The sequence below is a fragment of the Parvibaculum sp. genome, assembly GCF_030694575.1.
Lineage (GTDB): Bacteria > Pseudomonadota > Alphaproteobacteria > Parvibaculales > Parvibaculaceae > Parvibaculum.
Map to the genome: position 1 here is coordinate 1 of NZ_JAUYUS010000064.1, position 26,753 is coordinate 26,753.

At 62.8% G+C, this 26,753-nt stretch carries 26 protein-coding genes, 1 tRNA gene and 1 pseudogene; 11 read left to right on the forward strand and 17 right to left on the reverse strand.

What is annotated here, in order from left to right:
• The 5 genes and pseudogenes from Q8S60_RS09455 to Q8S60_RS09475 form a co-directional block, all read right to left on the reverse strand.
• Positions 1 to 240: pseudogene (locus Q8S60_RS09455) on the reverse strand (hypothetical protein); the annotation flags it as partial.
• A gap of 63 nt (positions 241 to 303) precedes the next feature.
• Positions 304 to 993 carry a M23 family metallopeptidase gene (locus tag Q8S60_RS09460; RefSeq protein WP_305277747.1) on the reverse strand — a complete coding sequence of 230 codons (690 nt, stop codon included), beginning with the start codon at positions 991 to 993 and terminating at the stop codon, positions 304 to 306.
• Positions 994 to 1,139: 146 nt separating this feature from the next.
• Positions 1,140 to 1,772, reverse strand: coding sequence for a dTMP kinase (gene tmk / locus Q8S60_RS09465; RefSeq protein ID WP_305277748.1), 633 nt, complete (start codon positions 1,770 to 1,772; stop codon positions 1,140 to 1,142).
• A gap of 4 nt (positions 1,773 to 1,776) precedes the next feature.
• Entirely contained in the window at positions 1,777 to 2,931 is a 1,155-nt protein-coding gene (locus Q8S60_RS09470; protein WP_305277749.1) for a D-alanyl-D-alanine carboxypeptidase family protein, read from the reverse strand.
• Between the two features lie 34 nt (positions 2,932 to 2,965).
• Positions 2,966 to 3,982, reverse strand: a complete 1,017-nt coding sequence (locus Q8S60_RS09475) for a septal ring lytic transglycosylase RlpA family protein (protein WP_305668496.1) — start codon at positions 3,980 to 3,982, stop codon at positions 2,966 to 2,968.
• A 191-nt stretch (positions 3,983 to 4,173) separates the two neighbouring features.
• Between Q8S60_RS09475 and Q8S60_RS09480 the strand changes: the two genes are divergently transcribed.
• Positions 4,174 to 5,517 (forward strand): MmgE/PrpD family protein, encoded by a 1,344-nt coding sequence (locus Q8S60_RS09480; RefSeq protein WP_305277752.1) that lies wholly within the window; start codon positions 4,174 to 4,176, stop codon positions 5,515 to 5,517.
• An 18-nt stretch (positions 5,518 to 5,535) separates the two neighbouring features.
• Here Q8S60_RS09480 and Q8S60_RS09485 read toward each other — a convergent pair whose 3' ends face one another.
• From Q8S60_RS09485 to Q8S60_RS09510, 6 genes are all read right to left on the reverse strand, one after another.
• The gene (locus Q8S60_RS09485; protein ID WP_305277753.1) at positions 5,536 to 5,865 is read right to left on the reverse strand and encodes a hypothetical protein; all 330 of its coding nucleotides are present in this window, start codon (positions 5,863 to 5,865) and stop codon (positions 5,536 to 5,538) included.
• Positions 5,866 to 5,990: 125 nt separating this feature from the next.
• On the reverse strand, positions 5,991 to 6,266 hold the full coding sequence (locus Q8S60_RS09490) for a DUF72 domain-containing protein (protein ID WP_305277754.1): 276 nt from the start codon (positions 6,264 to 6,266) through the stop codon (positions 5,991 to 5,993).
• 69 nt (positions 6,267 to 6,335) lie between these two features.
• A tRNA-Ser gene (locus Q8S60_RS09495) sits at positions 6,336 to 6,425 on the reverse strand.
• Positions 6,426 to 6,485: 60 nt separating this feature from the next.
• Positions 6,486 to 6,905, reverse strand: a complete 420-nt coding sequence (locus Q8S60_RS09500) for a PaaI family thioesterase (protein WP_305277755.1) — start codon at positions 6,903 to 6,905, stop codon at positions 6,486 to 6,488.
• Positions 6,906 to 6,936: 31 nt separating this feature from the next.
• A complete protein-coding gene (locus Q8S60_RS09505) occupies positions 6,937 to 7,464 on the reverse strand; it encodes a hypothetical protein (protein WP_305277756.1) in 528 nt (175 codons plus the stop codon).
• A 7-nt stretch (positions 7,465 to 7,471) separates the two neighbouring features.
• The gene (locus Q8S60_RS09510; RefSeq protein ID WP_305277758.1) at positions 7,472 to 8,089 is read right to left on the reverse strand and encodes a glutathione S-transferase family protein; all 618 of its coding nucleotides are present in this window, start codon (positions 8,087 to 8,089) and stop codon (positions 7,472 to 7,474) included.
• A gap of 168 nt (positions 8,090 to 8,257) precedes the next feature.
• Between Q8S60_RS09510 and Q8S60_RS09515 the strand changes: the two genes are divergently transcribed.
• From Q8S60_RS09515 to Q8S60_RS09525, 3 genes are all read left to right on the forward strand, one after another.
• The gene (locus Q8S60_RS09515) at positions 8,258 to 9,559 is read left to right on the forward strand and encodes an MFS transporter (protein ID WP_305277759.1); all 1,302 of its coding nucleotides are present in this window, start codon (positions 8,258 to 8,260) and stop codon (positions 9,557 to 9,559) included.
• Between the two features lie 85 nt (positions 9,560 to 9,644).
• Positions 9,645 to 10,937, forward strand: a complete 1,293-nt coding sequence (locus Q8S60_RS09520; protein WP_305277760.1) for an MFS transporter — start codon at positions 9,645 to 9,647, stop codon at positions 10,935 to 10,937.
• Between the two features lie 72 nt (positions 10,938 to 11,009).
• Positions 11,010 to 12,053 carry a CoA ester lyase gene (locus tag Q8S60_RS09525; RefSeq protein ID WP_305277761.1) on the forward strand — a complete coding sequence of 348 codons (1,044 nt, stop codon included), beginning with the start codon at positions 11,010 to 11,012 and terminating at the stop codon, positions 12,051 to 12,053.
• Positions 12,054 to 12,057: 4 nt separating this feature from the next.
• On the opposite strand, the gene Q8S60_RS09530 is transcribed toward Q8S60_RS09525, so the two are convergent.
• Complete coding sequence (locus Q8S60_RS09530; protein WP_305668497.1) at positions 12,058 to 13,161, reverse strand: NADH:flavin oxidoreductase; 1,104 nt, start codon at positions 13,159 to 13,161, stop codon at positions 12,058 to 12,060.
• A gap of 183 nt (positions 13,162 to 13,344) precedes the next feature.
• On the opposite strand from Q8S60_RS09530, the gene hspQ reads away from it, so the two are divergent.
• Both hspQ and Q8S60_RS09540 read left to right on the forward strand, forming a co-directional pair.
• The gene (gene hspQ, locus Q8S60_RS09535) at positions 13,345 to 13,677 is read left to right on the forward strand and encodes a heat shock protein HspQ (RefSeq protein WP_305277763.1); all 333 of its coding nucleotides are present in this window, start codon (positions 13,345 to 13,347) and stop codon (positions 13,675 to 13,677) included.
• A 114-nt stretch (positions 13,678 to 13,791) separates the two neighbouring features.
• Positions 13,792 to 14,514, forward strand: a complete 723-nt coding sequence (locus Q8S60_RS09540; RefSeq protein ID WP_305277764.1) for a DapH/DapD/GlmU-related protein — start codon at positions 13,792 to 13,794, stop codon at positions 14,512 to 14,514.
• On the opposite strand, the gene Q8S60_RS09545 is transcribed toward Q8S60_RS09540, so the two are convergent.
• Positions 14,511 to 15,071, reverse strand: coding sequence for an invasion associated locus B family protein (locus Q8S60_RS09545; RefSeq protein WP_305277765.1), 561 nt, complete (start codon positions 15,069 to 15,071; stop codon positions 14,511 to 14,513). The genes Q8S60_RS09540 and Q8S60_RS09545 overlap by 4 nt on opposite strands.
• A 218-nt stretch (positions 15,072 to 15,289) precedes the next feature.
• Here Q8S60_RS09545 and Q8S60_RS09550 point away from each other — a divergent pair, with 218 nt between their 5' ends.
• From Q8S60_RS09550 to Q8S60_RS09565, 4 genes are all read left to right on the forward strand, one after another.
• Positions 15,290 to 17,116 (forward strand): extracellular solute-binding protein, encoded by a 1,827-nt coding sequence (locus tag Q8S60_RS09550; RefSeq protein ID WP_305277766.1) that lies wholly within the window; start codon positions 15,290 to 15,292, stop codon positions 17,114 to 17,116.
• A gap of 173 nt (positions 17,117 to 17,289) precedes the next feature.
• Complete coding sequence (locus Q8S60_RS09555; protein ID WP_305277767.1) at positions 17,290 to 18,642, forward strand: OmpP1/FadL family transporter; 1,353 nt, start codon at positions 17,290 to 17,292, stop codon at positions 18,640 to 18,642.
• A 62-nt stretch (positions 18,643 to 18,704) separates the two neighbouring features.
• Positions 18,705 to 19,628 (forward strand): nitronate monooxygenase family protein, encoded by a 924-nt coding sequence (locus tag Q8S60_RS09560; RefSeq protein WP_305277768.1) that lies wholly within the window; start codon positions 18,705 to 18,707, stop codon positions 19,626 to 19,628.
• A 29-nt stretch (positions 19,629 to 19,657) separates the two neighbouring features.
• Positions 19,658 to 21,319 (forward strand): class I adenylate-forming enzyme family protein, encoded by a 1,662-nt coding sequence (locus tag Q8S60_RS09565; protein ID WP_305277769.1) that lies wholly within the window; start codon positions 19,658 to 19,660, stop codon positions 21,317 to 21,319.
• On the opposite strand, the gene Q8S60_RS09570 is transcribed toward Q8S60_RS09565, so the two are convergent.
• Together Q8S60_RS09570 and Q8S60_RS09575 are read right to left on the reverse strand one after the other, a co-directional pair.
• Positions 21,316 to 22,074 carry a histidine phosphatase family protein gene (locus tag Q8S60_RS09570; RefSeq protein ID WP_305277770.1) on the reverse strand — a complete coding sequence of 253 codons (759 nt, stop codon included), beginning with the start codon at positions 22,072 to 22,074 and terminating at the stop codon, positions 21,316 to 21,318. The two genes, Q8S60_RS09565 and Q8S60_RS09570, sit on opposite strands and share 4 nt — an antisense overlap.
• Complete coding sequence (locus Q8S60_RS09575; protein ID WP_305277771.1) at positions 22,071 to 23,201, reverse strand: CaiB/BaiF CoA-transferase family protein; 1,131 nt, start codon at positions 23,199 to 23,201, stop codon at positions 22,071 to 22,073. The genes Q8S60_RS09570 and Q8S60_RS09575 overlap by 4 nt, the downstream gene beginning before the upstream one ends.
• Before the next feature lie 138 nt (positions 23,202 to 23,339).
• On the opposite strand from Q8S60_RS09575, the gene Q8S60_RS09580 reads away from it, so the two are divergent.
• Complete coding sequence (locus tag Q8S60_RS09580; protein ID WP_305277772.1) at positions 23,340 to 24,896, forward strand: acyl-CoA synthetase; 1,557 nt, start codon at positions 23,340 to 23,342, stop codon at positions 24,894 to 24,896.
• Here Q8S60_RS09580 and Q8S60_RS09585 read toward each other — a convergent pair whose 3' ends face one another.
• The gene (locus Q8S60_RS09585) at positions 24,897 to 25,094 is read right to left on the reverse strand and encodes a hypothetical protein (RefSeq protein WP_305277773.1); all 198 of its coding nucleotides are present in this window, start codon (positions 25,092 to 25,094) and stop codon (positions 24,897 to 24,899) included.
• A 119-nt stretch (positions 25,095 to 25,213) separates the two neighbouring features.
• A complete protein-coding gene (gene putP / locus Q8S60_RS09590; protein ID WP_305277774.1) occupies positions 25,214 to 26,674 on the reverse strand; it encodes a sodium/proline symporter PutP in 1,461 nt (486 codons plus the stop codon).
• Positions 26,675 to 26,753: the final 79 nt, after the last annotated feature.

A 26,753-nucleotide genomic window follows, 5' to 3' on the forward strand; every position in this document is an offset into this window, starting at 1 on the left:
CGCGGCCCGTGCCGCTTCCGGTGTTCCGTAATGCAGCGCGAACTTCGCCATCCGGTAGGCCAGCGTCGCCTTGCCGATGCCTTTCGGGCCCGTCAGCAGCCAGGCATGCTGCATCCGCCCGCTCATGAAGGCGTCGAACAGCGCCCGCTCGGCTGCGTCCTGCCCGACAAGGGTCACCGCCTCGCGCGGATGCGGAAAATCGCCCAGCCGGTCGCTTTCGGGAATCTCGGTATCGCTCATGCCTTTTGGTAGCACGCGAGGCGGCAGCGCGTCATGTGGCGCGCGCCTTTGGATCGGAGCCGCCTAGCGGGCCTCGGTCAGCCCGCGTCCTTCGGCAAACCGTCCTTCGGGCCGCGTCACGCGCGCCGCCAGCACGTTCACCTGTTCGTTGAGATCGTCCGCCAGCGGATCGATCCGCTCGTTAGCGACCACCACTTCGTAATAGAGATGGTTGCCTGTGGCGAGCCCGGTCCGGCCGATATAGCCGATGACCTCGCCCTTCTTCACCGTGGCGCCGGGGCGGATGCCGGGGGCGAAACCCGAAAGATGCGCATAGAAGGTTTCGACATGTTCGGCGTGCTTGATCGTGACGAGCTTGCCGTAATTGCCGCGCCAGCCCGCCATCCCGACGACGCCGTCCTCGGTCGCATGGACGGGGGTGCCCTTGGGGGCCGCGTAGTCGACGCCCTTGTGCATCTTCCTGGTCTTGAGAACCGGATGCACCCGCCAGCCGAAGCCCGACGTCATCTTTGCCTTCGTCACGTCCACCGGATCGATGAAATGAAGCGCCCTGCTGTCCGCATAATCGTCCGGCTCGACGATCGGCTTCATCAGCGGCACGGCATGACCGATCGACGCCATGCCGGCGATGGCCGTTTCGGCGTTGCGGGCGGATACGGGAGAAATCGGAAGGAGCAGGAAGGCGGGGATAAGAAGAAAGATCGCAAAAAACGGAAAAGGCAAAATTCCGCTCGTGAGGTGTCGTCGTTTCATCGGCGATCCTTCTTGTGGCCGGCGCGACCGCCGGGTTCTCATCCGTTGTTAAGCATGTCCCCGGCCTTCTATAGTCGATGGGATGCGGACTGGCCAAGTTGTTTAATGAGCCAGTTTGTGACGTTTTGTTTGCAGTATGATGACAGTCAGACCTGCAGCCGGTCCTGTACGGCCGCCCAGATGGCCTCCGCGACCTCGGTTTCGCTTCCCGCCGCATCCACGATGAGGCACCGCTCGGGCTCGTTTTTCGCAATATCTGCAAAGGCTTGGCGCAGCGTCTCGTGGAAGCGGAGGTCCATGCGCTCGTAGCGGTCCTCGCCCGTTTCCTCCCGTTTGCCCGCACGGGCAAGCCCCGCCGCGACCGGCAAATCGAGAATGAGCGTCAGCGCCGGCATGTCGTCACCGACCACCATGTCCTTCAATTTATTGATGAATTCACGCCCGAGCCCCTGCGCCGCGCCCTGATACGCAACCGTGGAATCGACGAAACGGTCGCAAATAACCCACTCACCCCGATCCAGCGCCGGCCGTATCGTCTGCGCGAGATGGTCCTCCCGCGCAGCAAAATGGAGCAGCGTCTCGGCCTTCGGCGTCCAGCGCGCCACATCGCCCGTGACCAATAAATGGCGGATTGCCTCGGCTCCGGGCGCCCCGCCCGGCTCCCGCGTCATCGTCACGCGATGCCCGGCCGCCTCCAGCCGCGCCGCCAGCCGCCGCACCTGAGTGGATTTTCCAGCCCCCTCGCCGCCCTCCAGCGTAATGAAACGCGCGCGCGGCACGAACTTAGCTGCCGACGATCATGTGTTTCAGTGCGCCCATCGCACGTCCGAAAATTCCCTGCCGTTCAACGGCTCCGCCCGCCACGAGCGGAAACTCGCGCACCGGCATGTCGGGAGCTTCGATCCGGATCGAGCCCACTCGCTGTCCCGCTTCCACGGGCGCGGCGACAGGCGACTGGTAGACGACCGACACCTTCATGTTCTTGCGCTGATCCGTGGACAGGATCACGTCGATGTCGGACTGGCTGACAAGCGGCACCTCGCCATAGGTTCCTTGCCAGACGGGCGCGTTCTCGATCGGCGTACCCGCGGCGAAAAGCTTGTAGTGCTTGAAGGAACGGAAACCCCAATCCAGCAGGCGAACGCTTTCGTCGGCGCGTGCCTTCTGGCTCAGCAAGCCGTTGAGGACGAGGATGAGGCGCTGATCGCCGCGCTTGGCCGAGGCAACGAGACCATAGCCCGAGGCCTCCGTGTGCCCGGTCTTCAATCCGTCTACGGACGGATCGAGATAGAGCGCCGGATTGCGGTTGCCCTGCTTGATCCCGTTCCAGGTAAAATCGGTTTCCTTGAAGATCGGATAGTATTCCGGGAATTCCATGATGAGGTGCCGCGCCAACGTCGCAAGGTCGTGCGGCGTCATCAGGTGGTCTTCTTCCGGCCAGCCCGTCGAATTCGTGAAATTGGAATTGGTGAGGCCGATTTCCTTGCCGCGCTCTGTCATGGCTTCGGCGAAAGCGGATTCAGAACCGCTCAGCGCCTCGGCCGTCGCGATGCAGGCATCGTTGCCCGACTGCACGATGATCCCGCGAATGATGGCATGAACGGGCACGGTCGTATTGAGATCCGCGAACATCGTCGACGATCCAGACGCCGCACCACCCTTGCGCCAGGCATTTTCGCTGATCTTGAAATCGTCGTCGAGATCGACGCTGCCGTCGCGGATGGCGCCGAACAGCATGTCGAGCGTCATCAGCTTGCTCATGCTCGCCGGATGCATCTGTCCGTCGGGATTCTTCCCCCAGAGGATGGTGCCCGTTTCATAGTCCATGAGGACCGCGTATTCCGCCGTCGTGTCGAAGGCCAACGCGGCCCGCGGCATGACGAAGGCCGCAACGGCGAATGCCAGCGCGAAAGCGATGTGGGAGATCGGTCGGGTCATAGTCTCACTCTTCCTCGGTGCATGCATTACACCCTCAATCCACGACAATTCGGGCACCTTTGTGTCCCTGGGCTATCACACTTTGCAGTGAACTGTCGGCAGCGGGGACATCTGTAAGGGGCCCCACGCGCACGCGGTAAAAAGATGTGCCGTCCACCGTGGTGGTCTGTATCTCGACGCGCCCGAGACCGGCGAGCTGCTGCCGCACGGATTCCGCGTTCTGAAGGTTCTGGAAAGACCCGGCCTGCACGTAGAGATTGCCGGGCCCTGTCACAGGCACCCGCTGCACCGTTTCCGGGCCGGCGGGCGCGCCGTCCGGGATGGGCTGCATGTTCGAAGCCGGCGGAACCGACGCCGGAGCGCTCGCAAGCGGTGCGCTCATGGTCCCCGCCGGCGGCGGCAACCCTGCGGTTGCGACAGTCGCAACCTTCGTCACGGGAGCGGTACCCTCGACCTTGCGCTCTTCCGGCGGTGTGTCGACGCGCGGCGCGATAAAGCTCTCGGCGACGCCCCGGCCATCGCCGAGACCGCCTTCGAGCGGTGCAAGCCCGACATACTGGACGCGCACTTTCGCTGTCCCCTTGGTCATGAAGTCGAGCTGTTCGGCTGCATGCTTCGACAGATCGATCTCCCGGCCGGCGGCAAAAGGCCCGCGATCGTTGATCCGGACGATGATCGACTTTCCGTTTTCGAGATTGGTGACGCGCGCGAGCACCGGCATGGGCAGCGTCGGATGCGCCGCTGTCAGCGCATTCTGATCGAATATCTCGCCATTCGCGGTCGGTTTGCCGTGAAACTGCGGTCCGTACCAGGACGCAATGCCGGTCGAGTCGTATTTGTCGTCTTCATGGGGGTAATACCAGATGCCGGCGATCTGATACGGGTTTCCCACCTTGTAGACACCACCTCCTGTCTTGAGAGGCGGTGATGTCGGAGCGGTACCGGTGCTGCAGGCGGCAAGAGCCAGCGCAAGCGGCAAAATCGCGGCGAAAATCAAACCGCGCGGCACAGCCGAACAGCGGCGATCCGTTCTCGGGGCTGGAATAGGCATCGGAAAACCTCTGTTCGGAGACATTGCGGCCGCGCGCCGGCAGCGAATCACCCCGCGAACACAATGAAATCCTTATAATCAGCCCCGCTTTCGGCGGCAAGCGGCCGGAACCGCTGCGGGATTTGCCGGGCCGTCGCCGGATAGTTACATCATACGCTGAAGATTCCGTTGTTTGCCAAGCGAGAGCCCCCGTGAACCATCTGACGACGCCCGCAACCCGGCCGGACTCCCTGACCGCAGCGCTTGTCCGCCTGATCCGCGAAAAGCCCGTCGCAAAAGCCGATCTCGAGGCAGCCGCCCTTTTCACGCTCGATGCTGTCGCCAACAGCCTCGCGGGCCGGAACTCCGATCCCGGCCGGATCCTGCTCAATTGGTGGCAGGCATCGGCTTCCTCCAACGTGGCGCCCGAACCGGAGCGGTTCGCCTTTCTGATGGGTGCGCTGTGCCACATTCTCGAAACGGACGATCTGCACCGGATGTCGGTGGTCCATCCGGGTTGCGTCGTCGTGCCCGCCGCATGGGCTCTTGCCCTGAAACGAAAAGCCGGTGGCCGCGCCCTCCTGACCGCGATCCTGCATGGCTTCGAAGCGGCCACACGCGTCGGCATGGCGGTGGGCCCGGCGCATTATCGCATCTGGCACAACACCGCTACCTGCGGCCCTTTCGGCGCGGCCATGGCTGCCGGCGAACTTCTTGGCCTGAACGACGAAGCAACTGTCGACGCACTGGGCAATGCGGGCAGCCAATCTTCAGGACTCTGGCAATTTCTCGAAACCGGCGCCATGACGAAGCATCTTCATGCGGGCCATGCGGCGCAGGCGGGCGTGAAGGCGGCGGAACTGGCGGCTTTCGGATTTACAGGCCCGCCCCGCATTCTCGAAGGGGAGAAAGGTTTCTTCCGCGCCGCCTGCCCGGATGCGGATCCCGATGCCGTAACGCGCAATCCCGGGGCGCCGTGGCAGCTGACCCTGACCTCGATTAAACCCTGGCCCTCCTGCCGCCACACGCATCCTTCGATCGATGCAGGAGAGGAGTTGCGCGCGCGCCTGCTGGCGGATGGCATAGCCCCCGAGCGGATCGCGCAGGTCGATGTGTCGACCTACCAGGCCGCACTCGATGTCTGCGACCGCTCTGTAGTGCTGAGCGACTACGAGGCGAAATTTTCGCTACAACATGCGGTCGCGGCTTCGCTTCTCTATCCTCGCGTCGATTTCGAGGCCTTTGGTCCTGCAGCGCGCGCATATTGTGCTGCACTTGCCGCCCGCATTCGCGTGAATGCAGCCGATCCTTGGGCCTCGGCTTACCCAACCGCATGGGGCGGCCGCGTTAGCCTGCGCCTCGACAATGGCACCGAATATGTAGCTGAGCGCACCCATGCCAAGGGCGACCCCGAGGCGGCGCTGAGCCGGGACGAACTGATCGCCAAGGCCGAAATGCTGTTGAGGCATGGCGGTGTGGACGAGCCACGCCGCATCATAGACGGTGTGCTCGGGATGGCGGCAGATGGGCCGCTACCCGACCTCGATATGGTCTGAGCCGATGAGCCGCTGAAATCAGCCCGCGCTGTCGACCATCGGCTTGATGAAGCTGAGATAGGCTTGGCCAACAAACCCGATCAGGAACGGCAGCCATATCCATGCCGTCCGCCAACGGAGCTTCATCTTTTTCTTCGCGGGTTTCTCGACTGCAACCGGCGCCGCAGCGGGAGCCGGTTCGGCGGCTGCGGGACCTGCCTGCGCTTCGGCGAAGGCCAACGCGCGAGCGTCCCGTCGCTCCTGCATGAACTGGCGGACCATAAAAACGCCGAGCAACATAATGATGCTCAGCGGAATCCACGGCGACGTTAAATCAACCGGCACAACGACACTCCCCCCGATAACCACTTCCGCAGCCTTTTTGACTGCTTTTGTCCCATTTTGGCAAGCCCCGACCGTACTTGCAAAAGAGAATTCACGTTAACCATACGGAACAGCTTGGAGAGGCACCGTATGCCGCCCAAAAAGCACAACTATTCAGACTTTGGTTCAACGCCGGGAGGTTTTTGAGCGACACCCAGACGCCGGGCAAGGGCATCAGCATCGGCCGGCGCACTCTCTCTCCAGCGGTCGAAGCTTTCGGGGCGCTGCAACCTGTAGAACGTCCCGTTGATCTCGATCGACTGGAACCGGGCGGCGGCGTAGTTCAGCTCCTGCTTGTGTGGGAGATTCTGCGGATAGAAAACCCCGCGCCATGGAGTGTATGTCCACCCGGATATGCCGATACGAACCTTTACCGTCTTCGCCATCCTGGCCGCGCATGCTGTTGGTCTCGCCGTTGAAAAAGAACGGCGGCGCGGTCGCATTGTTCCGGATAATGGCGGATGGGGTGGGATTCGAACCCACGGTGGGCGTGAACCCACGCCGGTTTTCAAGACCGGTGCCTTAAACCACTCGGCCACCCATCCAACGACACTGGTTAGCGGCTGGAGAGCGCTTTCTCAACCGGAAACAGACGTTGCGGCATTTCACATGCCGATCTTGAAGGTGGCGCTGCCTTTCGCGACAAGTTCGCCGGCCTCGTTCCGAAGCTCGGCCTCCGCGAAGGCGATCGATTTGCCCCGATGGCGCACCCAGCCCTCGCCGATGAGGCTCCCCTTGTCGGCCCGGCCGACAAAGCTCGTTTTCAGTTCGAGCGTGACCTGAGGCGTTCCCGGCTTCTCATGCGTGAGCCGTACCGCGTGGCCGCACAGGCCATCGAGCATGGCCGACAGAAAACCGCCGAAGATGCGGCCGCCACGATTGAGAAATCCATCGCCGGCCTCGAAAGAGGCGCGGATATAGCCGCGGCTGGCGTCCTTCTCCAACACCTTCTTGCCGAGCGTGACAGCAGCGGGCGATTCCCAATCGTCGTCCATCGGCACCGCGTTGCGCTCAATTGTACTCACGCCCGGCATCTCCATCCTGTCGCCTTGTCCGTCAGGACGACTGCCCTGGGAAAGGCGGTGTGAACGACTTCTTGAACTCTTCCTTGCATGCCGAGTGGGCTTCGGAAAGAAGTGCGTGGCCTTTCGCCGTGCATGCCTTGTCGGCGCGATATTCGGCAACGCCCTTGTTGGTGCAGCCGCGAAGGTCCGGTTCATAAAGGAAAACGCAAACCATCGGAATGTAGCGCTCTTCGCAAGGCAGTTCGCTGATGTATTTCTTTTCTTCCGCCGAACGGCGCCCCCACCAGGCGGCTGTCGCCTGCGGATTGCCCTGATTGGCTTTGTTGGTATCGATGCATTCGGGCACGCCCTGCGCCTGAGCCGCCTGCGGCGCGACAAACCACGCCAGAACGATACCGAAGCCAAGTATCAAACAGCTATGGACGAGATATTTCATAACGCTTCCTCCCACGCCTTCCCCCAACTGATAATGTCCCTTTACTAACTTCGCAGATTTCAGCTGGGCCGCAAGAGGCAGAGAGCAAAATATGCCGGCCCATTCATTGTCAGGGGCCGGCATAAGCTTGTCAGGCGGAAGCCGCCGCGGATGGGCGCGCCTTCATGCGCTCGAACCACGCCGAGATGTTCTTGAACTCCGGATTGATGGGCTGGCCCACAGCGGCGCCGAAGTCGAGGAAGCCGAACAACAGGATATCCGCCAGCGTCATCCGCTTGCCAGCAAGATAATCCTTGCCGGCCATCAGCTTGTCGAGCCAAGCCAGTTTGTCCTGGGCGATGGCTTTCAAACCGGCAGCGGCTTCCGGCAGACAGCGCATCCGATCCTTGAACAACGGCAGGCCTTCCGAGAAACGGAAACCGTTTGCCATCGGCTCGCAGACGTTGAGATCGACGCGGCGCGTCCACATACGCGTTTCCGCGCGTTCCTCGGGTGTCGTGCCAATCAACGAGCCGCCGGGAAATTTCTCGTCCAGATACTCGCAAATCGCAGTGATTTCGGCGAGCACGGCACCATTGTCGAGCTCGAGAGCCGGCAACTGCCCCGCGGGGTTTTTTGCCAGATAAGGATCCTGCCGATTTTCGCCTTTCATCAGATCGACTTCGGCATAAGGCACGTCAATGCCCTTTTCGTGCATGAACATCTTTACGACCCGAGGATTTGGCCCGATCGAATTGTAGAACTTCATGGAATGGTCTCCCTGTGGTCCGGTCTATTCGGTAACGCCGGTATGGTTCCATGATTAGCGGAATGTGAGGAACCGCGCCACACTCCGTCTTTTTCGAGCTTGGCTCAGCCGTCGCCGATGTTTATCTAGGCTCGGTCCGATGCATGCCGGACCGCGGGAGGTAGATAAATGAGCGCCGAAAGCGCCGCGCCGGAACAACGCCCGGAAAATCTGAAGACCGGCCTCTTTTACGGCTGGTATGTCGTCGGGGCCGTTCTCGTCATCATGACGGTGACTGCGGGACTCGGTTTTTACAACCTGTCGGTCTACCTCAAAGCCTTCGTGGTACAGGGCGGCTTCTCCGTGTCGGCAACCTCCGGCGCGACGGCTTGTTTCTTCATCGCATCCGGCATCAGCGGGCTCGGCGTTGCGGCGTTGATAGAACGCTACGACCCGCGCTGGGTCATTACCGCCGGTGCCTTTGTCGCCGCCTTCGCGACACTCGGGGCGGGGTATGTCACGGAACTCTGGCAGCTCTACCTCTTCTATGTGCTCTTCGGCATCGGCTATGCGGGCGCGGCACTGATACCCGGCACGACACTCGTTGCCCGCTGGTTCGCGCGGAGACGCTCGGTCGCGCTGTCATATGCCTCAACCGGACTTTCCCTCGGCGGCATTCTGCTGACGCCGCTCTCGGCATGGCTGATCGAGCGACTGGGCCTCGGCGGCGCAGCGCCTTGGCTGGCGCTCATCTTCATTCTCGGCGTTGTTCCCATTGCATGGCTCCTCATCCGCCCATCGCCGCAGACGATGGGCGTCGGCCCCGACGGCGATCCGATCGCGCGCGATGCCGCCGGTACACCCCTGCCCGCGGACGGCATCGATTTCGAGGATGCAATCCGCAGCCGCTTCTTCATCCTCACCGCTATCGCCTATATTTTTGCAATGATGGCGCAGGTGGGCGTCATCGCGCATCAATACAGCCTCATTTTCGCGCGCACCGAGAACAGCAATACAGCACGCCTCGCCGTCGCGACCATGGCGATGGCCAGCATTGTCGGCCGGCTGATCGGCGGTCAGATCCTCGCTTACATTCCATCCCGTGGTTTCGTGCTCGCGCTGACGATCGTGCAAGGCGTTGCCCTTGTCTTCTATGCTTTTGTCCAAAGCACACCGATGCTGATTGCGACGACGGTCATATTCGGCCTGACGGTCGGCAACCTGCTGATGATGCAGCCGCTCATGGTCGCCGAAGCATTCGGCCTCAAGGCCTATGGCCGGATCTATTCCCTTACCCAGCTTTTCATGACCGCCGGCGTTGCGACGGGACCGGCCGCCATCGGTTTTCTCTACGAATGGCTTGGCGGGTACCAGGTCGCCTTTCTCGCGATGGCCCTCGCGTCGCTTCTGGCTTTTCTGCTGATTATGGCCGCTGGCCCAATCCGCGCGCTTATGGATCAGGCCGAACGTGCAAGTCGTGCTGCCGGGTAACAGAATCCACTTGGGAGAACTGACCGATACGGCTATCTAGGTCATATCGAGCCATTCACCCAATCGGCACTGCCGGAGTTTCGAAATGAATGCTGGCCCCGCGCCAGAAGGCCCGCGCGCAACTCCGCGCGGACCGATCTTTTACGGCTGGTACATCGTCGGCACGGTTTTTGTCATCCATACCGTTTCGTGCGGACTGATCTTCTATAACCTGTCGATCTTCCTGAAGGCTTTCGTTGCGGAAGGCGGCTTTTCCGTATCCTCGACCTCGAACGCAACCGCCCTGTTCTTCATTTCTTCGGGTATTGCGGGCCTCGGCGTCGGCTGGCTGCTGGACCGCTACGATCCGCGCTGGATCGTAACGTCCGGCGCCGTTCTATCGGCCGGCGTGCTTGCGGGCGCCGGGCATGTCGGCGAGCTCTGGCAGCTATACGGCTTCTACATTCTCTTTGGCATAGGCAATGCAGCGGTCGCCGTCATCCCCGGCATGACGATCGTCGCGCGCTGGTTTACGCGGCAGCGGTCAAAGGCCATTGCCTATGCCTCGACAGGCCTTTCGCTCGGCGGCATCGTCTTTACGCCGATTTCAGCAACGCTGGTAGAGCGTTACGGACTTGGGCAGGCCGCATATTGGCTGGCAATCGTTCTCGTGCTCGGCGTCGTTCCGATAGCGCTGATCATGTTGCGCAAAAGCCCTGAAGCCATTGGACTTTCACCCGACGGAGACCCGCCTCGCCTCGCCGCCGACGGCAGCCGGTTGCCGCCGGACGGTATCTCGTTCAGAGATGCGATCCGCAGCCGCTTCTTCGTTTTTTGTACGGCCGCCTTCGTTTTTTCGATGATGGCGCAGGTCGGTTCGCTCGCGCATCAGTTCCGTCTCGTTGCGACGCGGACGGGTGACGATCACATTGCGGCGCTTGCTGTTTCGATCATGGCGGCGGCGAGCATTGCCGGACGGCTTATCGGCGGGTCGCTGCTTTCGCGTGTTGCATCAAAGACTTATCTCTTTGCGATCTATGTACTGCAGGGCATTTCCTTTGCGCTGTTTGCCTTTGCCGAAGGCGTGGTTGCACTCTTCATCGTCTCCGCGATGTTCGGTGCAACGGTCGGAAATATGCAGATGATGCAGCCACTTATCACGGCGGAAGCATTCGGTTTGAAAGCCTATGCCCGTATCCTCTCGGTATCGCAGATGATTACGACCTGCGCCAACGCAGCCGGACCCGCGCTGCTTGGATTTCTCTATGTGGCAGCAGGTGGTTACGAGACGGCCTATCTGGCGATCACGCTGTCGTCGGTGTTCGGTTTTGCGTGCCTTGCCGCGGCGGGACCCGTGCGGGCTCTGCTCGATGCTCAGGAAAAATCTCTACGCGCTTGAATAGGTTCATGGATTTGCACTCGAAGCATCGCTAGACTGCGCGCAAATCGCCCTTATCCCCAGTGGACTGTCATGAAACTGCCATCGTTCTTTTACAAACCGCTCGCCATTGGTGCGCCGGCTCCCTATCGGGAGCTCCCCGTCGCGCTCGAACGCATGATCCATTTCTTCCCCGGACACAATGAGAAGCTCCGTTCGCGTCTCGGCGAGATGATCCCGCAGGTCGACGTGCTGCTCGGCAATCTTGAGGACGCGATTCCGGCGGACGCGAAGGAGGCGGCGCGGAAGGGTGTGATCGAGGTCGGCAAGAGCCATGATTTCGGGTCGACCGGTTTCTGGGTCCGCATCAATCCGCTGAACAGTCCGTGGATGCTGGACGATGTGACGGAGCTGGTGGCCAAGATCGGCGACAAGCTCGACGTCATCATGCTGCCCAAGGTTGAAGGCGCTTGGGATATCCACTATCTCGACCAGTTGCTCGCGCAACTCGAAGCGAAGCACGGATTGAAGAAGCCGCTTCTCATCCACGCGATCCTCGAAACCGCTCAGGGAGTGAAGAATGTCGAGGAAATCGCCTGCGCCTCCCCCCGCATGCACGGCATGAGCCTCGGACCGGCCGACCTCGCGGCATCGCGCAAGATGAAGACGACGCGTGTCGGCGGCGGACACCCCTTCTACCGGGTTCTCGAAGACCCGAAGGAGGACGGCAGCCCCCGCATCGCCGCACAGCAGGATCTCTGGCACTACACGTTTGCGAAGATGGTGGACGCCTGCGTTGCGAACGACATCCGTCCCTTCTACGGCCCCTTCGGCGACATCCAGGATGCGGAGGCCTGCGAGCAGCAGTTCCGCAATGCGTTCCTGATGGGCTGTGTCGGCGCGTGGTCGCTGCATCCGAACCAGATCGCGATCGCCAAGCGCGTCTTCAGCCCCGATCCGGCGGAAGTGCAATTCGCGAAAAGAATTCTGGAAGCGATGCCCGATGGGACGGGCGTGGCAATGATCGACGGCAAGATGCAGGACGACGCTACCTGGAAACAGGCGAAGGTCATCGTCGATCTCGCAAAAAAGGTCGGGGCCAAAGACCCCGACCTTGCGAAAGCCTACGGCTTCTGATCCGTCAGGACAGCGTCGCGAGCGCCGCCGGGTTGAAGGCCATGAGCTTGTCGAACGCGCCTTGATGCACTTTCTGCGTCCAGGCCGGGTCGACCAGCAGCGCGCGGCCAACGGCGACGAGGTCGAACTCGCCTTTCTCGAGGCGGTCGAGAAGATCGTCGATACCCGTCGCTTCCGAGCTTTCGCCGCCGAAGGAAGCAATGAATTCGCCCGACAGGCTGACGCTGCCGACCGTGATCGACGGCTTGCCGGTAAGCTTCTTCGTCCAGCCCGCGAGATTGAGGTCGGAGCCCTCGAATTCCGGCTCCCAGAAGCGGCGCTGCGAACAATGGAAGGCATCGACGCCGGCATCGGAGAGAGGCTTCAGGAAAGCGGCGAGTTCGTCCGGTGTCCGGGCGAGCCTGGCTGTGTAGTCCTGCTGCTTCCACTGCGAGAAACGGAGAATAAGCGGGAAGTCCTTGCCGACCTCGCGGCGGATCGCTTCGATGATCTCGACAGCGAAGCGCGTGCGGCCGACGAGATCGCCACCGTATTCGTCGTCGCGGATATTGGTGCCCTCCCAGAAGAACTGGTCGATCAGGTAGCCGTGCGCGCCGTGCACTTCGACGCCGTCCATGCCGATCGCCCGGGCATCGGCCGCGGCGCGCGCGAAGGCGTCGATCGTCTCCTTGATCTCCTTCTTCGTCATCGGCTCGGACAAGGCCTTGCCCGGCTTTACGAGACCCGACGGACCATGGCTCGGCAGGTCCGGATTGGTCGCCTTGGCCGGATTTCTCGTCATGCCGACATGCCAGAGCTGCGGCATGATCTTGCCGCCGGCGCCATGGACTTCCTCGACGACACGCTTCCAGCCCTTGAGAGCCTCGTCGCCCCAGAACTGCGGAACATTCGGGTCGCCCGTCGCGACCGGAGAATTCACCGTCGTCCCCTCGGTGACGATGAGGCCGCATTCGGCTTCGGCCCGGCGGCGGTAATAGGCCGCGACATCGGGACCGGGAATGCCGCCCGGCGACTTCGACCTCGTCATCGGCGCCATCACGACGCGATTGGGCAGGTGCAGCCCATTGAGGACGAAAGGCTCAAACAGGGGGGCGACGGATCGGCTCATGGGGTTCTCCCGAAGATTGAAAATAACGATGGGCGCCATATTGGGTGTTTCGGGCGCATTGGCAATGCTGTTTGCCGCCACTCCGGCTTCCGGTGCCGGCGATAACCTCACCCCGCCGGGGTTTTCCCCCATGGAGCCAAACTGTTACAGTCGGGAACGTGTTTCCAGGAGTCGCAGCCGGCCATGCAAGTCAATCGGGAGGCCAAATTCCAGATCGGCCAGATCGTCCGCCACAGGTTTTATCCTTTTCGCGGTGTGATTTTCGACGTCGATCCGACTTTCAACAATACCGAGGAATGGTGGCTGTCCATCCCCGAGGAAGTTCGCCCGCGCAAGGACCAGCCTTACTACCACCTGCTGGCCGAGAACTCGGATACGGAATACGTCGCCTATGTGTCGGAGCAGAACCTGCTGCCGGACGATTCCGGGGAACCTGTGCGTCATCCGCAAGTGCCGGAACTTTTCGGTGCACTCAAGAACGGCGTTTATTCGATTCGCACCAAGTCCGCTCATTGAGAACGGCATCCCCGGCCGAAATCGCTCTCGTCCGGAACCCCGGGCTCGTGCTAGTCAGGGACTGTCATTGCGTCTGAGGCGCGGTGCGGGCGCGATTGCGGGAGGGGCTCCAAGGTGCGGCGCGACAGACGGCCATATTTCGTCCGGCGGATCATCGACGGCTGGACGCGCTTCTATGTGAAGCGCTTCATCGTTCCCGCCTTCGACGCGATCGGGCCTGGCTTCGACGTGTCGTGTCCCCGCAATCTCGAAATATGGGGTGGAGGGATCACGGCCGGATCGCATCTCCATCTCCACGCGGCAGAAGGTAACCTCGTGCGGCTGGCCACCTGGCGTACGGGCGAACGCGAAGGCCGCATTTCCTTCGGCGATTACGTTCTCATCAGTCCCGGCACACATATCGTGGCATCGGAAGAAATCACCATCGGCAGCAACACGATGATCGCGAGCGGCTGCTACATCTCGGATTCCGATTGGCACGACACCTACGACCGTACCGCGGAACTGGAAAAGCACCGGCCGATCCGGATCGGAGAGAATGTCTGGCTCGGTGTCCGCGTGATCGTGGGCAAGGGCGTGACCATCGGCGACAACAGCATCGTCGGCGCGGGCGCGGTCGTCACGCGGGATATCCCCGCAAACTGCATCGCAGCAGGCAATCCGGCGCGCGTGGTGCGCGAACTCGACCCGGCGCGAGAGTTTCGCAAACGCTCCGCCCTCTTTGCCGAAGGCGAGAGCCTGGACCGCGACATGAACAGGCTGATGCGCTACATGCTGCGCGAGAACACGCTCTTCGGATGGCTCCGGAGCGTGCTCTCGCCTTCACGCATGGACTAGGACTTCTTCGGCACCGGCACCGCTGCGATGGCCTTGCTGATGCCATCGAGCTTCACCGGCACCTTGGCGTCGCCCTTGCCGACGATGCGGAAACTCATCACCATTTCCTTGCCGGCCTTGATCGCCTTCAGGCGTGCGTCATCCAGAAGGATTTCTGTCTGGCATCCGCCTGGCAGGCAATACATGAAGTGCTGTCCGAAAGCCTCGCCGCCGTCGATCGACCAGCCGATACCGGTCGGGAGGAAGGTGCCGAGCGGCGTGATCGCGAACATGAACATGTCCTGCTTGCCGTCTTCGTTCGCGTCCCTCGGGCCATAGCCGATGCCCAGATAGGCGATGCGCTGCTTGTCTTCCCCGATGCGGACGTCGACAAAGGCATGGCATTGCTCGGTGCCCTGCTCGTTCGTTTCACAGCGCGTGCTCCACGTACCGAAACTCTGAATTTTTGCGTCCGATGCGTCTGCCGCGGAAGCGTCCTGCGCATAAGCCGGCACGAGGCCCGCAGTGGACATGAACGCCGCGGCGGCGACGCCGGTAAGCAAGCGCCGAATTGACATAGTGGAAAATCCTTTCAGGAACTGGGAGTTCAAGGCGGTCCTGACGCCATGCCGGATATCTGCCGGAGCTCGACCGAACCGTCGGTCGTGAGCCGTAACTTCGCATTTCGGCATAATCATGGCACCGGGATTCTTTGAAGAATCGTCCAGATTGCTTAACTCTAGAGCCCCGATAGAACCAGAACGCCCCCTCCGCCGGAATTGAGAGACTGCAGGCCTTGTCCGTTTGGCACCATATCCATCGTTCCGGACGACTGGCGCTGGCGGTCACGGCGCTGCTTTTTTCCGGCTTTCCGGCGCTCGCCGCCTCCCCCTCCACAGGTCCGCGTCATGCCATCGCCATGCATGGCGAGCCGCTCTACCCCGAAGGCTTCGCCCATTTCGGCTATGTGAACCCGCAAGCCCCCAAAGGCGGATCCATTGTTTACGGCGCGACCGGTTCCTTCGACAGCCTCAACCCTTTTATCGTTCGCGGAACCTCGGCCATCGGCCTGCGGGAACACGTCTTCGAGAGCTTGCTCGCACGCGGCTATGACGAGCCGTTCACGCTCTACGGCCTGCTGGCGGAAAGCGTCGAGGTGCCGGACGACCGAAGCTGGGTCGCCTTCACCCTGAACCCGGCCGCGCGCTTTTCCGGCGGTGAACCGGTCACCGTGGACGATGTGATCTATTCGCTGGAGACGCTCCGCGACAAGGGCCGCCCGAACTACAAGACCTATTATTCGAAGGTCGAGCGCATCGAGCGGACAGGCCCGCGCGGCGTGAAGTTTCATTTTGCGCCGGATGGCGACCGGGAGATTCCGCTGATCCTGGGCCTGATGCCGATCATCCCCAAACATGTCTACGACAAACGGGACTTCAGCCGCTCCGGCTTCGATACCCCGGTCGGAAGTGGACCCTATTTCGTAGAGAAGCTGGAGCCGGGCTCGAGCATTTCCTACCGGCTCGATCCCGGCTACTGGGGCGCGAAGCTGCCGGTGAATGTGGGTCAAAACAATATCGGCCGCGTGACCTACGAATATTTTCGCGACGCCAACTCGTCGTTCGAGGCTTTCAAGAGCGGCATCTATCACGCCCGGCCGGAGGACGACCCCGGCCGGTGGACGACGGGATATGATTTTCCGGCGCTGAGACAGGGCCGCGTCCGCAAGGAAACATTCGGGACCGGCATGCCCTCCGGCATGTATGGCCTCGTCTTCAACACGCGGCGTCCGGTTTTTGGGGACAGGCGCGTCCGGCTCGCGCTCATTCAGATTTTCAACTTCGAATGGGTGAACCGGAATCTTTATTACGGTTCATATGTCCGCACACAGAGTTTTTTCGACAACTCGGAACTCGGCTCGCGCGGGCTGCCCGCAAGCGAACGCGAGCGCGAATTGCTGGCCCCCTTTCCGGATGCCGTGACGCCGGAGATCATGGCGGCGGGCTGGCAGGCGCCGGACGGGGACGCAAGCGGTCAGGACCGTGCGAACCGCGCGCGCGCCATCGCGCTCCTGAAGGAGGCGGGTTACGAAATCCGCAAGGGCACGATGACGAACAGGGCGACGGGGAAGCCGCTTGCGTTCGAAATTCTGGTGGCGACGCCGGCCGAGGAACGCCTCGCCCTCACCTATTCGCGCATGGTGAAGCGCGTCGGCGTGAACGCCGTCGTCCGCAATGTCGACCCGAGCCAGTTTCAGGAACGGCGCAACAATTACGACTTCGACACGATTTTCAACAGCTGGTTCTCCTCGCTCTCGCCGGGCAACGAGCAGAGCTTCTACTGGGGAGCGGAAGCCGCGGACACGCCGGGTACGCGGAATTACATGGGCGCGAAGGAACCGGCCATCGACGCGACGATCGAGGCGATGCTGGCGGCCCGGACCCGCGAAGACTTCATCGCCGCCGTGCGGGCAATGGACCGCGTACTGCTGTCCGGCGCCTATGTAATCCCGCTCTATCATCAGCCGGAGCAGTGGGTCGCATTGTGGTCGAAGGTGAAGGTGCCGGAGACGAGATCGCTCTACGGCTATCGCAGCGGCGCATGGTGGATCGACGAAAAGTAGAACGCGCGGTTGCGCTTTCAAGAAGCGCAAGCGGAAATTCGTTCAGCCATTTGCCTTAGACAAAACTCCTTCCTCTGCTATCGTTTCCGCAACCAGCTCGTCGTCTGAAAGCTGGGGCAGTATCGGGGCGAGATAACAGACGTCGGGCCTACCCTCGGTTCAGGGAGACCCGAATGACAAACCGATTCACCGAGCCCCTGCTGGCGGCGACAGCCATTGCCGGCGTTCTCATTCTGGCGGCAAGCGTGGCCCACGCGGCAGGTTTCGCGATCCGCGAGCAATCGACATCCGCACAGGGCAGCGCCTTCGCCGGCGTGTCGGCCGGCGGCGACGACATCAGTTCCATCTTCTACAATCCCGCGACGATGACGCTCTACGACGGCATCAACATGTCCGGCCAGCTCGCCTGGATCGTGCCCGACATCGAATTCGGCAATGCATATGCGACGACGGCTACCGGCACTCCGATCACAGGGAGCAACTCGGGCAATATCGGACCGCAGGCATTGGTCCCGTCCTTTTACGGCTCATGGCAGGTGTCGCCGGACTGGTTTCTGGGCCTCGCCGTCACCGCGCCTTTCGGGCTTGTCACCTCCGCCGACGCCGGCTGGATCGGCCGCTATCACGCGCTCGGCTCGCGCCTGCGCACCTACAACGTGGAACCGATGGTCGCCTGGAAGGCGACGCCGTGGCTCTCCGTCGGCGGCGGCGTGCAGGTCCAGTACACGGACGCGCGGCTGACCAGCGCCCTCGATCTCGGCACCATCGGCACGGCGCAGGGCGTGCCGCTCGGCAGCCCGGGCGATCCGGCGCAGGACGGCTTCGCCGCGATCGAAGGCGACGATTGGTCCTACGGCTATTCGCTCGGCATCCTTCTGATGCCCCGGCCCGATACGCGCATCGGCATCGGCTACCGTTCCTCGATGGATGTCGATCTCGAAGGCGATGCCGACTTCGTGCTCTCGACTTATGGCGAACTTCTGTCGCTCCTCTCGGGTGCACTGGTGCCGACCGGCGGCCGCGCCTCGGTGACGCTTCCGGAAATGGTGACGCTGGGCGTGAAGCACGATCTCTCGCCGGCATGGACAATTGGCGCGGAAGTGGCATGGACGCGCTGGAGCCGCTTCGACGAGCTTGTCGTGCAATTCGACAATCCGAACCAGCCCGATGAGCTGACGCGGGAGAACTGGGAAGACAGCTATTTTCTCGCACTCGGCGCCACCTACAGGGCGACGGACAAGCTGCGGCTGCGGACCGGTGTCGCCTTCGACGAGGGTGTGGTGCCCTCCTCCGACTTCCGGACGCCGCGCATTCCGGATTCCGACCGCTACTGGTTTTCTGTCGGCGCGGGTTACGATCTGACGGAGAACATGACGCTGGATACCGCCTACACGCATATCTATTCGCCGAAGTCCAATGTCCGGCTCGATGCCGCCGATCCCGGCAACGACACGCGCGGTAACCTGAGCGGCACCTTCGACAGTTCGGCCGACATCGTGAATGCGAGCCTGACGGTCAAGTTCTGATCCTGTCGGGCCCGCTCCTTCCTGCTATCCTGCCTCCAAAAGGATTCGTGGGGAGGAGAAACATGCCGGACAGGCTCGGACAATGGCGCTCGCGGCTGAAGCTGCCGCTGGTCGCGGCACCGATGTTCCTGATTTCAGGACCGGAACTGGTACTCGCCGCCTGCCGGGAGGGCGTCATCGGCTCCTTTCCGACGCCGAACGCGCGGACCGTTGCCGTGCTCGACGAATGGCTCGACAGCATCGCCTCCGGCCTCGATGAAAATCATGCGCCCTGGGCCGCGAACGTCGTCGTCCATCGCTCGAATACCCGGCTGAATGAGGATCTCGATCTTGTCATCCGCTACAAGGCGCCGCTCGTCATTACCGCGCTGGGCAGCCCGCGCGCCATCGTCGAGCGCGTCCATGGTTATGGCGGTCTGGTCTTCGCCGATGTGAACTCGGTCGCCTTCGCGCGCAAGGCCGTGGAGGCCGGGGTCGACGGCCTGGTCCTGGTTGCCGCCGGTGCGGGCGGTCATACCGGCAATATGACGGGTTTCTCCTTCGTGCCGGCGGTGCGGGAGTTTTTCGACGGTCCCGTCATCCTCGGCGGCGGCATCACGGACGGCGCGGGCATCCGCGCGGCGGAAGTGCTGGGCGCGGACCTCGCCTATATGGGCACGCGCTTCATCGCCTGCGAGGAAAGCCTCGCCGCACCCGCCTATCGCGACATGCTAATCGCTTCCACCGTCGACGATCTTATACTCACCCGCGCGATAACGGGCGTGGCGGCGAACTGGCTGAAACCGAGCATAGCTCTGGCGGGCTACGATCTCGACACGATGGAAAAGAATCCCGACGTGGACTTCACCGATCCACAGTCGGGCGCCAAACGATGGGCACAGGTCTGGTCCGCCGGCCACGGCGTGGGCATGATCGACCGGACGGAAACGGCGGCCAGCCTGATCGCGCGGCTCAAGCAGGAATATGAGGAAGCAAAGAAAAGATAGGAAGACGTGCTTTGGGAGGAGCGCATCGGATGATCCTGGCATCGAAAGAAGAAATCGCAGCGCATACACAGGCAGGCTGGTGGGGGACGGAGACGATCGACGCGCGGTTTCGCGCGAATGCCGCCGCAACGCCCGGCCACCTCGCCGTCGCCGACCCGCCGAACCGCATGGATATCGACGGGCGCGAGCCGCGCCGCCTTGCCTATCGCGACCTCAGCGCGGAAGCGGACCGGATCGCCACGGCCTTTCTCGATGCCGGCCTGAAGAAGGACGATGTCGTCGCGGTGCAGCTTCCGAATGTCGTGGAGCTGGTCGCCGTCTATCTCGGCGCCTGGCGCGCGGGTCTGATCGTGACGCCCGCGCCCGTGCAATGGCGCGCGCATGAACTGGGCGACGTGCTGAACTTTGTCGGCGCGAAGGCGGCGGTGACCGCGCGGAGCATACGGGGCCACGACCATGCCGCGATGTTCGAGAGCCTGAAACAGAAACTGCCGGCGCTTCGCAAGCTGTTCGTCATCGGCGAAACAGAGTGGCCCGCCGCCGACAATGCGCGCCTCGACGCATTGCCGAAGGCGGATGCGAACGACGCGGCGACGATCTGCTGGACGTCGGGGACCGAGGCGCGGCCGAAGGGCGTACCGCGCAGCCACAATCACTGGATGATCGCCGGGCTCGCCTGCGCCGATGCGGCACAACTTCAACCCGGCGACACGGTGCTGAACCCCTTCCCCCTCGTGAACATGGCCGCCATCGGCGGCTGCTTCATGCCCTGGCTGCTGACCGGCGGAACGCTGGTGCAGCACCATCCGTTCGATTTGCCGGTCTTTCTGAAACAGCTTGTCGGCGAAAAGATCGCCTACACCGTCGCGCCGCCGGCCGTGCTCTCGCTGCTGCTGAAGGAAGAGAAGCTGATGGCGAGCCTCGACCTTTCCGCTGTGCGCAGCATCGGGTCGGGCTCCGCGCCGCTCGCGCCCTGGATGGTGAAGACGTGGCAGGAGCAGTACGGGCTTCCGATCGTCAATATCTTCGGCTCGAACGAGGGCACCTGTCTTATCTCGGGCGCGGGCGATGTGCCGGACCCGGAGGAGCGCGCACAGTTTTTCCCGCGCTTCGGCGTGAAGGGGTTCGACTGGCCCGCGAAGATTGCAGGCAGCATCGAGACGAAACTGATCGACCTGCAATCCGGCGAGGAAATCACGGAATCCGGAAAACCAGGCGAATTGCTCATAAAGGGCGCGACGGTGTTTGCGGGCTATTACCGCGCAGGCGACGGCGGCGGCCCGGCAGACGCCATCGACAAGGACGGCTTCTTCCACACGGGCGACGTCTTCGAGATCGCCGGAGCCGGCAACCGCTACTACCGCTTCGTGGAGCGCGCCAAGGACATCATCATTCGCGGCGGCATGAACATCTCGCCGGGGGAGATCGATGGGTTGCTGGCGGGAATGCCCAAAATCCGCGAGGCAGCCGTTGTCGGCTATGCGGACGGAGTGATGGGTGAACGCATCTGCGCCGTCGCCGTGCCGGCCGAGGGAGAAAGCGTGACGCTGGAAGATGTGCGCGCCCATCTGATGAAAAGCGACATCGCCGCCTACAAACTTCCCGAACGGCTGGAACTCGCGGAAGCCTTGCCGCGCAACCCGTTGGGCAAAGTGCTGAGGCGGCAACTTCGGGAAATGATCGGCGGCTAGCGCGGATCCTTCGAGAAAATCGCCTCGAGGCTCGTCATGTTCATGCCGTGCTTGACGTAGTTATACGGCGTCACATTGACGGATTTTATGATGCTACGCTGGATTTCGGTACCGATGCCGCCATCGGTGGCGGGCACCATGTCGAAATCGATGACGTTGATACAGGCGGGATCCTGCTCGAACGCGCGGACGGCGCTCAAGGCGCGATCCAGCGAACAGCCCGTCGCCGCCCAACCGAGGAGAAGCCGGTTGATCCCCTCATGTGCGGCGATGAGCGCCGTATGCCAGCCCGGTTCCGCGAGGAGCCGTTTCACAGCACCGACGGCACGGAAGAGCGCATCGCCGAAGACCTCGCCGCCTTCCAGCATGGTGGCGCCCGGCTCTTCCGCCGTTTCGAAATAGAAGGCCATCTTCGCCGCAAGCTCCGTCCGGCTCGTGATCTTGCCGAAACTGCCGCCGTGGATCTCGACAAGGGCCGGTTCTTCCTCAAGGAAGGGCGGCTTCTTCTCCTGCGCCGCAAGAACCCATTCCGCTGTCTGCCGTGTACGCGGCACGCCTGAACAGACCGCCCGGTCGAGCGTGACATGCGAGAGGGCCTTGCCGGCCGCCTTCGCCTGTTCCTGCCCGAGCGGCGTCAGCGGCACCACTTTCGTGTCGCCGCCAGCGGCCAAGATTTCGGGCCCGAAATAGTCGACATGGCCGTGACGCATCAGGTAGATGCGCCGCCGCCCGGTCGTGCCGGGAAGTGCGCTCAAATCGCTTCCGCCTTTTTCAGCCCTTCGATGTCACCGGCCGAGAAGCCCCAATCCTTCAAAGCGCTTTCCGTATGCTCGCCGACTGTCGGCGCCGGACCCTGGATTTTCGACTCCGTGCGCGAGAAGCGCGGCGCGATGTTGGGCTGTGCCACGCCGTCGATCTCGACGATGGTCTGACGCGCCTTGTTATGCGGATGGTCGATGGCTTCCTTGATCGAGAGAACGGGCGCGAAGCAGATATCCGTGCCTTCCATGATCGAGCACCATTCGTCGCGGGTCTTCGTCTTGAAGACGGCCTCGATTTTCTTTTTCATCTCGGGCCATTGGCCGCGGTCCATCTGCGCGTCCCAGAGACTGTCCGTGAGCCCCGCCTTCTCGCGCAGGATCGCGTAGAATTGCGGCTCGATGGAGCCGATGGAAATCCACTTGCCGTCCTTCGTCTCGTAGGTGTCGTAGAAATGCGCGCCGCCATCGAGCATGTTGGTGCCGTGCGGCTCCTGCCACATGCCGGAGGCGGTGAAGCCGTAGAACATGGCCATGAGCGAGGTCGCGCCGTCCGTCATGGCGGCATCGACCACCTGGCCCTTGCCGCTGCGCTGCGCCTCGACAAGCGCGGCGAGCATACCCATGGCGAGATAGAGCGCGCCGCCACCGAAATCGCCGACAAGGTTGAGCGGCGGAACAGGCTTCTCGCCCGGACGGCCGATGGCGTGGAGCGCACCGGTGAGGGAGATGTAGTTGATATCGTGGCCGGCGGCGTTCGCCAGCGGGCCGGTCTGGCCCCAGCCGGTCATGCGGCCATAGACGAGCTTCGGATTGCGCTTCAGGCAGACATCCGGTCCAAGACCGAGACGCTCCATTACGCCGGGGCGGAAGCCTTCCTGCAGGATGTCGGCCTTCTCGATGAGCTTGAGGCAAGCCTCGACGGATTCCGGTTTCTTCAGATCGAGCGCGATGGAACGGCGCCCGCGCGAGCCGATGTCGTATTTTGAACCGCCGCGCCCACCCTTGCGGTCGATGCGAACGATGTCGGCGCCCATGTCGGAAAGCAGCATGGCGCAGAAGGGGCCCGGCCCGATACCCGCGAATTCAACGATCTTGATGCCGCTCAGCGGTCCACTACCCATGACGTGCTCCCTGCGATTCAGCGTTTGCCGTTTGTTGGGGTGATTTGTACAGGCTGGGACGGGGCCAGTAAACGCCGCCCGATCTGACGCAGCGTCGCGCTTGCGCGGGCCGGGGCGCCCTCGTACAAACGGGGGATCATGGCCCTGCCCGCACCCAAAATCGCTCGCGGCTATACCGGCGAGCCCTGCCCCGACCGCTTCAACATCGCGCGCTATTGCCTTGCCCGGCAAGCGAGGGAAACGCCGGACAAGATTGCGCTGATCGTCGTGGCGGATGCAGATGCGCCGCTCGAGGCAGCCGAACGCTGGACCTATGGCGCGCTGGACGATGCTGTACGCCGGGTCGCCGCCGGCCTGCTGGCCGAAGGATTCGTCCCTGGCGAGCGTCTGATGATCCGTATGCCGAATACATCGGACTACGCGCTGATGTTTTTCGGCGCACTGGCGGCGGGGCTCGTGCCCCTGCCCTCGTCTTCGCAACTGACGGCCGCCGAAGCCGACTTCCTGATGTCCGATTCCGCAGCCTCCGCCGTGGCACTGGCACCCGGCATGACGATGCGGTCGGATGGCGTTCGCGTTATCGACGACGCCATGCTGGCGCGACTGAAGGCTCATGGGCCCCTTCGCGACTACGCCGATACCGGCGCCAACGACCCCGCTTTTCTGGTCTATACCTCCGGCACCAGCGGGCGCCCGAAAGGCGTGCTTCATGCGCATCGGAGCGCTTGGGGACGAAGGCCGATGTACAAGGGCTGGTACGGCATCGAGGCAAGCGACGTCATTCTTCATGCGGGTGCCTTCAACTGGACCTATACGCTGGGTGTCGGCCTGACCGACCCCTGGGCGAACGGCGCAACGACTGTTCTCTACAATGGCGAGAAGGACGTGCAGGTCTGGCCGAAGCTGATGGCGAAGACAGGCGCGACGCTCTTCGCGGCCGTGCCGACGCTCTACCGGCAAATTCTGAAATATTGCGACCTCGGCGCGCACGACCTCGTAGCGCTGCGGCACGGGCTGACGGCGGGCGAAGCGCTGTCGGCGACGCTGCTCGATCATTGGCGCGAGGCGACGGGCAAGGAACTCTACGAAGCACTCGGCATGAGCGAATGCTCGACCTATGTCTCGACCGCGCCCGGCATGGAGATCCGTGTCGGCAGCCCGGGGCGGCCGCAACCGGGACGTTGCGTGGCGGCCCTGCCGGTGGAGAGCGGGACGGAGCCCCTGCCTGCCGGCGAAGTCGGATTGCTGGCCGTGCATCGCTCCGATCCTGGCCTGATGCTGGGCTATTGGCGGCGACCGGACGAGGAGGCGGAGGTCTATCGCGGCGAATGGTTCATCGGCGGCGATCTCGCCAGCTTCGACGACGACGGCTACATGCACTATCACGGCCGCGCGGACGACCTGATGAATGCGATGGGCTATCGGGTCTCGCCGCAGGAGGTGGAAGCCGCGCTCTCCTCGCATCCCGACGTGCAGGAGGTGGCGGTGACCGAGTTGCACATACGCGAGGATGTGTCGATCGTCGCCGCCTTCGTGATCCCGAAGGAAGCGAGCGAGCCGGATGCGGCGTCGATCCTGAAATGGGCTGGAGAGCGCCTTGCCGCCTACAAGTGCCCGCGCGAAGTGATATTCGTGGACAACCTGCCCCGCACCGCGAACGGCAAAGTCATGCGCCGGGCGCTGGCCCGAAAATAATCAGGGTACGGCGGATGCGGCCGGCTTGCCGGCTTCGGCGCGCTCGACGGGGACTTCCGGTTTCGGCTCGGCGGCGAAGCTCACCTCGACCTGACGGATGCGATCGACAAGCGCAATCGTGGCCGCAACCGGGCTCGCATCGAGCGTCCAGACGCAGATAAAAAAGCCTACGACAATGCCGACCAGAAAATTGGACATGCCCGCCAGGAAACCTCCGAGCCCCCGAAGCCTCTCCGAATCATGGTTAAAGGGTGCGGCTGGAAGTGAGAAAAGACAAGCAAAATCAATAGCTTGTACCAAAACGGGACGATGAAGGGTCAAGCGCGGTTGGCGGCGACTGCGTCATGCAATCCGGTCACGGTCTCGTCCGGCGCGCGCCCGAGAAGGCTCACCCCGGCAATGGCGATGCTCGCGAAAACAAAGCCGGGCAGTATCTCGTAAACGTCGAACACACCGCCTGAGAGCTGCTTCCAGACGATGACGGTCACCGCGCCGACAATCATCCCCGCAAGCGCGCCGTCGCGCGTCATCCTCCGCCAGAAGAGAGACAACACAACGACCGGTCCGAAGGCGGCGCCGAAGCCCGCCCAGGCATAGGCGACCAGCGAGAGCACGCTGCTGTCGCGGTCCAATGCGAGTACGAAGGCCGCGATCGAAATGACGAGAACGGAGGCGCGCCCGATGCCGAGCAGCTCGCGGGCGCCTGCCTGCGGGCGGAACATCCGCTTCCAGAAATCCTCGGCAATGACGCTCGATGAAACGAGAAGCTGCGAGGAGACCGTGCTCATGATTGCCGCGAGCACGGCGGCGAGCAAGATGCCCGCGATCCACGGGTTGAAGAGCGACTGCGAAAGGGCGAGGAAAACGGTTTCGGGATTGTCGAGTGGCGCCGCGGCAAAATAGCCGATGCCGGCGAGGCCCGTCGCTATTGCCCCGTAAAGAGCGAGGACCATCCATGTCATGCCGATCATTTGTGCCTCTGGCATGTCGCGCTCGTCGCGCAGCGCCATGAAGCGCGCAAGGATGTGCGGCTGACCGAAATAGCCGAGACCCCACGCCATCAGCGAGACCGCGCCGATTACACCTGTCTCGTGAAAGGCGTCGAACACGCCCGCGGGCGCGGCGGCGGACGTCGCCGCCATTGCCTCACTCCACCCACCCATACTCGTGATGGCGACGGCAGGCACGATGAGCAAGGCAAGGAACATCATCACGCCCTGCACCGTGTCGGTCCAGCAGACGCCGAGAAAGCCGCCCACAGCGGTATAGGAAAGGATGCTCACCGTACCGACGAGAAGGGCCACGCGGTAGTCGAGACCGAATACCTGCTCGAAAAGGATGGCGCCGGAGACGAGGCCGGCGGACGTATAGATCGTGAAGAAGATCAGGATAACGAAGGCGCTGGCCACGCGCAGCACACGGCTGCGGTCCGCGAACCGGTTCTCGAAATAGTCGGGCATGGTGAGAGCATCGCCCGCCCGCTCCGTGTAGCGCCGGAGCCGCCGCGCGATGAAACGCCAGTTGAAAAGCGCGCCGGCCACCAGTCCGACGGCGATCCATATCTGGTTGAGCCCGGAGGCATAGATCGCGCCGGGAAGCCCGAGCATCAGCCATCCGCTCATGTCCGAGGCACCGGCCGACAAGGCGGCGACGGCCCCGCCGAGCTGGCGGCCGCCGAGAATGTAATCCTTGAGGTTGCGGGTGAAGCGGTAGGCGGCCGCGCCGAGCGCAAGCATTGCGACCAGATAGACGACGATGGTAGTGGCGGCGACTTCCATTATCGCCGCGCCCGCCACCATGTGACCGCCGACGCGGCGACGGCAATCGCCGGCAGCGCAAGCACCAACCAGGTTTCGA

Excerpts from the sequence above, each read along its gene's own strand:
- Q8S60_RS09560 (WP_305277768.1), top strand. The coding sequence starts at position 18,705 with ATGCCGGACAGGCTCGGACAATGGCGCTCGCGGCTGAAGCTGCCGCTG.
- Q8S60_RS09545 (WP_305277765.1), bottom strand. The coding sequence starts at position 15,071 with ATGTCAATTCGGCGCTTGCTTACCGGCGTCGCCGCCGCGGCGTTCATG.
- Q8S60_RS09520 (WP_305277760.1), top strand. The coding sequence starts at position 9,645 with ATGAATGCTGGCCCCGCGCCAGAAGGCCCGCGCGCAACTCCGCGCGGA.
- Q8S60_RS09460 (WP_305277747.1), bottom strand. The coding sequence starts at position 993 with ATGAAACGACGACACCTCACGAGCGGAATTTTGCCTTTTCCGTTTTTT.
- Q8S60_RS09525 (WP_305277761.1), top strand. The coding sequence starts at position 11,010 with ATGAAACTGCCATCGTTCTTTTACAAACCGCTCGCCATTGGTGCGCCG.
- Q8S60_RS09505 (WP_305277756.1), bottom strand. The coding sequence starts at position 7,464 with ATGCCGGCCCCTGACAATGAATGGGCCGGCATATTTTGCTCTCTGCCT.
- Q8S60_RS09580 (WP_305277772.1), top strand. The coding sequence starts at position 23,340 with ATGGCCCTGCCCGCACCCAAAATCGCTCGCGGCTATACCGGCGAGCCC.
- Q8S60_RS09515 (WP_305277759.1), top strand. The coding sequence starts at position 8,258 with ATGAGCGCCGAAAGCGCCGCGCCGGAACAACGCCCGGAAAATCTGAAG.
- Q8S60_RS09470 (WP_305277749.1), bottom strand. The coding sequence starts at position 2,931 with ATGACCCGACCGATCTCCCACATCGCTTTCGCGCTGGCATTCGCCGTT.
- Q8S60_RS09510 (WP_305277758.1), bottom strand. The coding sequence starts at position 8,089 with ATGAAGTTCTACAATTCGATCGGGCCAAATCCTCGGGTCGTAAAGATG.
- Q8S60_RS09475 (WP_305668496.1), bottom strand. The coding sequence starts at position 3,982 with ATGCCTATTCCAGCCCCGAGAACGGATCGCCGCTGTTCGGCTGTGCCG.
- Q8S60_RS09585 (WP_305277773.1), bottom strand. The coding sequence starts at position 25,094 with ATGTCCAATTTTCTGGTCGGCATTGTCGTAGGCTTTTTTATCTGCGTC.
- Q8S60_RS09490 (WP_305277754.1), bottom strand. The coding sequence starts at position 6,266 with ATGGCGAAGACGGTAAAGGTTCGTATCGGCATATCCGGGTGGACATAC.
- Q8S60_RS09565 (WP_305277769.1), top strand. The coding sequence starts at position 19,658 with ATGATCCTGGCATCGAAAGAAGAAATCGCAGCGCATACACAGGCAGGC.
- Q8S60_RS09575 (WP_305277771.1), bottom strand. The coding sequence starts at position 23,201 with ATGGGTAGTGGACCGCTGAGCGGCATCAAGATCGTTGAATTCGCGGGT.
- Q8S60_RS09530 (WP_305668497.1), bottom strand. The coding sequence starts at position 13,161 with ATGAGCCGATCCGTCGCCCCCCTGTTTGAGCCTTTCGTCCTCAATGGG.
- Q8S60_RS09555 (WP_305277767.1), top strand. The coding sequence starts at position 17,290 with ATGACAAACCGATTCACCGAGCCCCTGCTGGCGGCGACAGCCATTGCC.
- putP (WP_305277774.1), bottom strand. The coding sequence starts at position 26,674 with ATGGAAGTCGCCGCCACTACCATCGTCGTCTATCTGGTCGCAATGCTT.
- hspQ (WP_305277763.1), top strand. The coding sequence starts at position 13,345 with ATGCAAGTCAATCGGGAGGCCAAATTCCAGATCGGCCAGATCGTCCGC.